General features: G+C 70.3%; 10 protein-coding genes. 7 read left to right on the forward strand and 3 right to left on the reverse strand.

From position 1 onward, the window contains the following. Positions 1–13: 13 nt before the first annotated feature. Positions 14–946: a tRNA (adenosine(37)-N6)-dimethylallyltransferase MiaA gene (gene miaA / locus G514_RS0108410; protein ID WP_036564117.1), complete on the reverse strand. Its 933-nt coding sequence runs from the start codon at positions 944–946 to the stop codon at positions 14–16. Positions 947–1,006: 60 nt separating this feature from the next. Here miaA and G514_RS0108415 point away from each other — a divergent pair, with 60 nt between their 5' ends. The 5 genes from G514_RS0108415 to G514_RS0108435 are packed head-to-tail and all read left to right on the forward strand — an operon-like array spanning position 1,007 to position 2,570. After that, positions 1,007–1,222: an antitoxin gene (locus G514_RS0108415; RefSeq protein WP_028651391.1), complete on the forward strand. Its 216-nt coding sequence runs from the start codon at positions 1,007–1,009 to the stop codon at positions 1,220–1,222. A gap of 19 nt (positions 1,223–1,241) precedes the next feature. Beyond that, positions 1,242–1,496, forward strand: coding sequence for a hypothetical protein (locus G514_RS0108420; RefSeq protein ID WP_028651392.1), 255 nt, complete (start codon positions 1,242–1,244; stop codon positions 1,494–1,496). After that, on the forward strand, positions 1,493–1,987 hold the full coding sequence (locus tag G514_RS0108425; protein ID WP_245582138.1) for an NUDIX hydrolase: 495 nt from the start codon (positions 1,493–1,495) through the stop codon (positions 1,985–1,987). Before G514_RS0108420 ends, G514_RS0108425 begins: the two co-directional genes overlap by 4 nt. Next, the gene (locus G514_RS0108430; protein WP_028651394.1) at positions 1,980–2,261 is read left to right on the forward strand and encodes a hypothetical protein; all 282 of its coding nucleotides are present in this window, start codon (positions 1,980–1,982) and stop codon (positions 2,259–2,261) included. Before G514_RS0108425 ends, G514_RS0108430 begins: the two co-directional genes overlap by 8 nt. A gap of 18 nt (positions 2,262–2,279) precedes the next feature. Continuing rightward, positions 2,280–2,570 (forward strand): hypothetical protein, encoded by a 291-nt coding sequence (locus tag G514_RS0108435; protein ID WP_028651395.1) that lies wholly within the window; start codon positions 2,280–2,282, stop codon positions 2,568–2,570. A 39-nt stretch (positions 2,571–2,609) separates the two neighbouring features. Here the strand turns inward: G514_RS0108435 and G514_RS0108440 are convergent, their stop codons facing one another. Together G514_RS0108440 and miaB are read right to left on the reverse strand one after the other, a co-directional pair. After that, positions 2,610–3,503, reverse strand: coding sequence for a hypothetical protein (locus G514_RS0108440; protein ID WP_028651396.1), 894 nt, complete (start codon positions 3,501–3,503; stop codon positions 2,610–2,612). Positions 3,504–3,521: 18 nt separating this feature from the next. Further along, positions 3,522–4,979: a tRNA (N6-isopentenyl adenosine(37)-C2)-methylthiotransferase MiaB gene (gene miaB / locus G514_RS0108445; RefSeq protein WP_028651397.1), complete on the reverse strand. Its 1,458-nt coding sequence runs from the start codon at positions 4,977–4,979 to the stop codon at positions 3,522–3,524. 61 nt (positions 4,980–5,040) lie between these two features. Here miaB and G514_RS25670 point away from each other — a divergent pair, with 61 nt between their 5' ends. Both G514_RS25670 and G514_RS0108455 read left to right on the forward strand, forming a co-directional pair. Beyond that, the gene (locus G514_RS25670; protein ID WP_051247126.1) at positions 5,041–5,796 is read left to right on the forward strand and encodes a tyrosine-type recombinase/integrase; all 756 of its coding nucleotides are present in this window, start codon (positions 5,041–5,043) and stop codon (positions 5,794–5,796) included. A 399-nt stretch (positions 5,797–6,195) separates the two neighbouring features. Further along, a partial coding sequence (locus tag G514_RS0108455) for a transposase (protein WP_028651398.1) occupies positions 6,196–6,478 on the forward strand: 283 nt, incomplete at its 3' end.

Consider the following 6,478-nt stretch of genomic DNA (forward strand, 5'->3'; position numbering starts at 1 on the left):
GCGTCGCTGCTGCTCAGACCTCGTCGACCGCGGCCAGCGCCTTGGTGAGCAGGTCCGGGTCGTCGTGGCGGATCCAGACGATGCGCGGGTCCTTGCGGAACCACGAGTCCTGGCGGCGGGCGAAGCGCCGGGTCGCCTGGGCCGTGCGATCGCGGGCCTCCTGCTCGGTGAGCTCGCCGCGGAGATGGGCCACGACCTCGCGGTAGCCGATGGCGCGGGGAGCCGTTCGGCCCTCGGCGAGGCCGCGGCCGAGGAGGTGCCGGACCTCGTCGACGAAGCCGCTCGCGAACATCGCGTCGACGCGCGCCGCGATGCGCTCGTCGAGCGTCTCGCGGTCGATGTCGACGCCGATCTGGACGGTCCGTGGGTCGGCGTACTCGAGGACCGGGAGGCTCGCGGCGTAGGGGCGGCCGGTCAGCTCGCCGACCTCGAGTGCGCGGACGATGCGGCGCCCGTTGTCGGGGAGGATCCGCTCCGCGGCGTCGGGGTCGCGCTCGCGCAGCACGCCGTGGAGGCGGTGCGACCCGTGGGTCTCGAGCTCGCGCTGCCACCGCGCGCGGACCGCGTCGTCGGTGCCCGGGAACTCGAACCGGTCGAGGATCGCGCGGGTGTAGAGCGCGGAGCCGCCGACGAGCACCGGCGTCCTGCGCCGCGCGCGGAGCCGGTCGATCACGTCGCGCGCCCAGCGCTGGAACTCCGCCACCGTGGCCGGCTCGCGGACGGTGAGGGTGTCGAGGAGGTGGTGCGGGATGCCGCGGCGCTCGGCCTCGGGGAGCTTGGCGGTGCCGACGTCCATGCCCTGGTAGACCTGCATCGCGTCGGTGTTGACGACCTCCCCGTGGAGCCGCTCGGCGAGGTCGAGCGAGAGGCCGGTCTTGCCCGAGGCGGTGGCGCCGACGACGGCCACGATGGGCGGGTCCGCGCCCGTGGTGTCACCCCCTGCCATGTGGCTAGTCTGGCGAACGCCGCGGGATCATCGGGACCCCGCTCGAGCACAGGAGTGCGCATGGGCTTCCTCGATGACGCGAAGGACAAGCTGCACCAGGCCAAGGACAAGGTCGAGGGGCTGGTCGACGGCCACGAGGACAAGGTGGCCGACGGCGTCGACAAGGTCGCCGAGGTGGTCGACGACAAGACCGGCGGCAAGCACACCGACAAGATCGAGTCCGCGGCCGAGCGCGCCAAGGACGCGCTCGGCGCCGACGGCTCCACCTCGGCCTGATCCGGGGTACCTGCAGCACGTGACCTCCAGCGACCAGCCCCAGCCTCCCGGCAGCCAGCCTCCCGGCAGCCAGCCTCCCGGCAGCCCCCTGCGCGACGACCAGCCGGACGGGCCGCTCCGGCCGACCGACGACGAAGGCGCCCTCCCGGACCCCGACGACGGCGCTCCTGCGGGATCGGTGCCGCCGGTCCACGAGGAGCCTGGGCAGTCCGAGGCCGAGGCCGCGGTGCAGGAGGAGAACGCCGAGACCTCGCTCGACCAGCCGTCTTCGTGACGCCGAAGTCCATCGACGAGCGGTTCGTCGTCGTGCCGGCGGCGTACGTGTTCCTGCTCCGCGACGGCGTCGGCGGGCCGGAGGTGCTGCTCCAGCTGCGGCGCAACACGGGGTTCATGGACGACCACTGGGCGGCCGCGGCCGCCGGTCACGTCGAGAAGGGCGAGACGGCGTACGACGCGGCTCGGCGCGAGGCGCGCGAGGAGATCGGGGTCGACGACCTCGCGCTCTCGTTCGTGACCTCGATGCAGCGCACCCGCGGCGGCGAGCCGATCGACGAGCGGATCGACTTCTTCTTCACCGCGCGCTCGTGGTCGGGCACGCCGCGCATCGTGGAGCCCGAGAAGAGCGGCGGGCTCGAGTGGTTCGCGCTGACCGCGCTGCCAGATCCGGTGGTGCCGCACGAGCTCCAGGTGCTGAGAGGCATCATCGGTGGCGACGTGGCGGCGTACACGACCTACGGCTTCGAACGGGAAGAGACCCATGAGTGACGAGCAACCCACCCAGACCGGCGACCTGGGCGACCAGCCCGAGCCGCAGATCGAGCCCGGCGAGGAGAACCCCGGCGGCGTCGACGCCGTGCCCGAGGAGGACGACGACGTCGTCCCGGCCGACCTCGGCCCCGACACCAACCCCGCCGTCGAGGAGACCCCCGACCCTCTCAAGCGGGTGCTGGAGGGCGGCGAGGACACCGACACTGAGGCGACCGAGTCGGAGGGCGGCGAGCACGAGGGCTCCTCCGGCGACGAGGAGTCGCCCGCCTGAGATGGGTACCGCTCCGGCATGAGCGGTCACGAGCAGGACACCGACATCCGCGACTCCACGCCCAACTCGACGGGACCCTCGCGAGCCGCCGGCGGGATGGGCGTCTCGAGCGAGCGCGTGGGCCACACCGGACCGGGCCAGCACGCCACCGACGGCATCAAGGACACCTCCCGCACCGACGCCCCGAACGACGAGGAGCAGCGTCTCGGCGCCGATGAGAGCGAGGCCGGCGTCGAGGGCCTCGACCCGGCTGCCGGCTACCCGAGCCTCGACCCTCGCTCCGAGGACAAGCCCTACAAGGACGCGTAGCCGTATTCAGACGTAGTGATCGCGCCGGGCGCCAGACCCTCACGCGGCGCCGCAGCCCCGGCAGAGCTGTTCACTACGTTCGGCTACGGCTGCCACCAGCACGGACCGCACCCATTCCGGCTCGAACATGACGTGCTCCCATGCGAACCGCACCACGAGCCAACCGCGCACCGCGAACTCGCTGTAGCGCGCGGCATCGCGCCTGAGCGCTTCTCGTCCTCCGTGCCACTCGAAGGACTCGGCCTCGAGGATCACCTTCAGCCGCTCGTCAACGAGGTCCGGCCGGCCGAGGAAGCCCGGGTCGTAGATCGACACCTGCGGGCGGACGTGCAGACCGGCGACCTGCGCTGCGATGGCGTGCAACCCGGACTCGAACGGGTTCGCCTTGTCGGCCGACGCCAGTGTCGCAACACGGCGCATCTGTGCCGAGCCGGGCCCGCGTGCCCCTGTTGCGAGACCGCGCAGTAGCCGTGGTGAGAAGCCGTGGCGCAGGGCCGAGTCGGCGACGGCCAGCGCCTCTGCGAACGAGAGTCCGCGCATGCAGTCGACCAAGGTGCGCGCTCGGGCGGTGACGCCCTCGTCGACCTCGGACGAGTGCAGGTCACCCCGGTGGATCGCCACGCCGGCGCGCTGCGACGGCAAGACCTTGCGACTGGCCGGCACCGTGATGTCAGGGACCGCGGGCGGGCGCAGCAGTTCCCATCCATGAAGCTGGGCCGCCGAGCGCCACGACACGGCGCCGCTCAACCGGTGTGCGGCAGCTCGCGATGCGTCGACCTCCGGGAGGGCGTATCGACCTCGAGCGAGGACCACGATGTCGCCCACCTCGAGCGCGCGATCCACCCGCGCGCGGTCGGTGGTCGAGATCAGCGCGCCCCGGGTCGCGACGCCACCAAGGCGCCCGAGCGACTCGACCACCGACACGGCGTCCATCGTGGAACGCCACCGCGGTCACCCGCAGACGTTGTCCACAGGCAGCGGGGCGGGGACGCCCACGGTCGGCATCCCGAGACCGACCCCGCCGGGCGCTGGGGCCTTGGTGCGGGCCTCCCAGGCGTCGCCGCTGCGAGTGCGCCGTACGACGACCGGGCCGTCGGCGACCAGGTGGTGCGGGGCGGCGTAGGTGACCTCGACGGTGGCGACGTCACCGGGGCGCACGTCGCTGTCGGGCGCCTGGAAGTGCACGAGCCGGTTGTCGGGCGCGCGGCCCGAGAGGCGGTGGGTCGCGGCGTCCTTGCGGCCCTCGCCCTCGGCGACCATGACGTCGAGGCGCCGGCCGACCTGGCGCTTGTTCTCGGCCCAGGCGACGTCGTCGGCAAGCGCGACGAGCCTCTGGTAGCGGTCCTTCACGGTCGCCGGGTCGATCTGGTCGGGCAGGGTGGCGGCCGGCGTGCCGGGGCGCTTGGAGTACTGGAAGGTGAACGCGCCGCTGAACCGCGCCCGCTCGACGACGGCCAGCGTCTGCTGGAAGTCGTCCTCGGTCTCGCCGGGGAAGCCGACGATGATGTCGGTGGTGATCGCCGCGTCGGGGATCGCGGCGCGGACGCGGTCGATGATGCCGAGGTACTTCTCGGAGCGGTAGGAGCGCCGCATCGCCCGGAGCACGCGGTCGGAGCCCGACTGCAAAGGCATGTGCAGGCTCGGCATCACGTTGGCCGTCTCGGCCATCGCCTCGATCACGTCGTCGGTGAACTCCGCGGGGTGCGGGCTGGTGAACCGCACCCGCTCCAGCCCCTCGACGTCGCCGCACGCGCACAGCAGCTTGCTGAACGCCTGCCGGTCGCCGAACTCCACGCCGTACGCGTTGACGTTCTGCCCGAGCAGGGTGATCTCGCTGACGCCCTCGGCCACGAGCGCCTCGATCTCGCTGAGGATCTCACCCGGGCGACGGTCCTTCTCCTTGCCGCGCAGGCTCGGGACGATGCAGAACGTGCAGGTGTTGTTGCAGCCGACGCTGACCGACACCCAGGCGGCGTACGCCGACTCGCGGCGGGTCGGGAGCGTGCTCGGGAACACCTCGAGCGACTCGAGGATCTCGACCTGCGCCTCGTCGTGGACCCGCGCGCGCTCGAGGAGCACCGGCAGGCTGCCGAGGTTGTGGGTGCCGAACACCACGTCGACCCACGGCGCCTTCTGCGTGATCGTCGCGCGGTCCTTCTGCGCCAGGCAGCCGCCGACCGCGATCTGCATCCCGGGCCGGGCGGCCTTCTTCGGCGCGAGGTGGCCGAGGTTGCCGTAGAGCTTGTTGTCGGCGTTCTCGCGCACCGCGCAGGTGTTGAGCACCACGACGTCGGCGTCCTCGCCGTCGATCGCGGCGACGTACCCCGCGTCCTCGAGCAGGCCGCTGAGCCGCTCGGAGTCGTGGACGTTCATCTGGCACCCGTAGGTGCGGACCTCGTAGGTGCGCATGACCCCCTCAGGGTACGAGGCGAGAGGCCGTGGAGGTTCATCGAGAATCTGGAGACCTCCCGTGACAGTCCACGAACAATTGCTCGCCATCGCCTTGGAGCGGGGCCTTAGGCAATCCACCGTCATCAGCTACGAGCGACTGCTCAAAAGGCTTGGCTTGCTCTCGATGAACGTGTCTGATGTCTTGCAGTCCGACGTGACAGAACGACTCTGGACCATCGACAACCCCAACACCAGACGGGCTGCGGTCATCGCACTCAGGTCGGTTTTCGGATGGTCCATCAAGATTCCACGGGCGATACCGCGCCGGTACGACCTGCCCGACGAAGACACCCTGCGACTGGCGCTGATGACCACGCCTCACGAGCCCAGGGGCTTGCTGATGATGTATGCCGGACTGCGCATTGGGGAAGCCTGCGCCATCACGTTGTCTGATGTCAGCAGCGACCGTCTCCGGGTGGACAAGCAGGTCCAGCAGCTTCACCGAACGGGGAAGCCGACCGTCACCCGTACCGGCCCGGTCAAGACCGGAGAAGCCGACGTCGTCATTCCGCATTGGCTGACCAACGTGGTGCTGAGCCTGACCGCCACAGCCAAGCCAGACGCCGTGAGGGAATCGCTGAGGCGAGCCGGTCAGAAGGTCGGCATCCGGCTCAACCCGCACATGCTCCGCCACTGGTACGCCACGACGCTGTTGGAGCGGGGCGTCCCTCTATCGGTGGTCTCAGAGCAGATGCGGCACTCCGACCCAGCCGTGACGCTGCGGACCTACAGCCAGAGCAAGGCCAGCAAGTCGATTCACGACACGTTTGGCTAGGGGTATCCCAGTACCCGCCCGTGCTGTGGGCTGCCTCTGCCACCGGGAAACGGCTCTTGTCCCAGGCAAACTACTCGGCTGCGGCACCACGCTGCGCAATACGCCGAAGCCGCTCGAAGTACGGGCGGGCATCCGCAGGGAACTCATCGAGCGAGCGCGTGAGTTGGTCAGCAAGCTCTCGCAAGGACCGCCCTTGGACAGGATTGAGTTGTCCCTGCTGGATGTACCCAACAACGTCCGCACCGACGAGCACCGGGTCCACGACGCCGTAGACCTCACCTCGTTCAATGCTCGCAGGGAATGGCTCACTCAGATGGGCGTCGAGGTCGGCTCGCTGATGCTCATTGAATCGCCCTGGGTTTGCTGGAGGCTCCATCGTTTGGGAACGAGGATGGAGTTATGCCGAGGGACATCACGCCTGGGAAGCCGAGCACGAGGCGGTACAGCCAGGAGGAGAAGGACGCGGCGGTGCGGATGGTTCGCACTCTGCGGGCGGAGTTGGGCACCGATATCGGGACGATCGCGCGGGTAGCTCGTCAACTCGGCTACGGGCTGGAGTCGGTGCGGGCCTGGGTGCGTCAGGCCGAGATCGATGAGGGTCACGCGCCGGGTGTCTCCACCGATGAGGCGACCCGGCTCAAGGCGTTGGAGCAGGAGAACCGTGAACTGCGGCGGGCCAACG

It is taken from the genome of Nocardioides halotolerans DSM 19273 (assembly GCF_000422805.1).
Lineage (GTDB): Bacteria > Actinomycetota > Actinomycetes > Propionibacteriales > Nocardioidaceae > Nocardioides > Nocardioides halotolerans.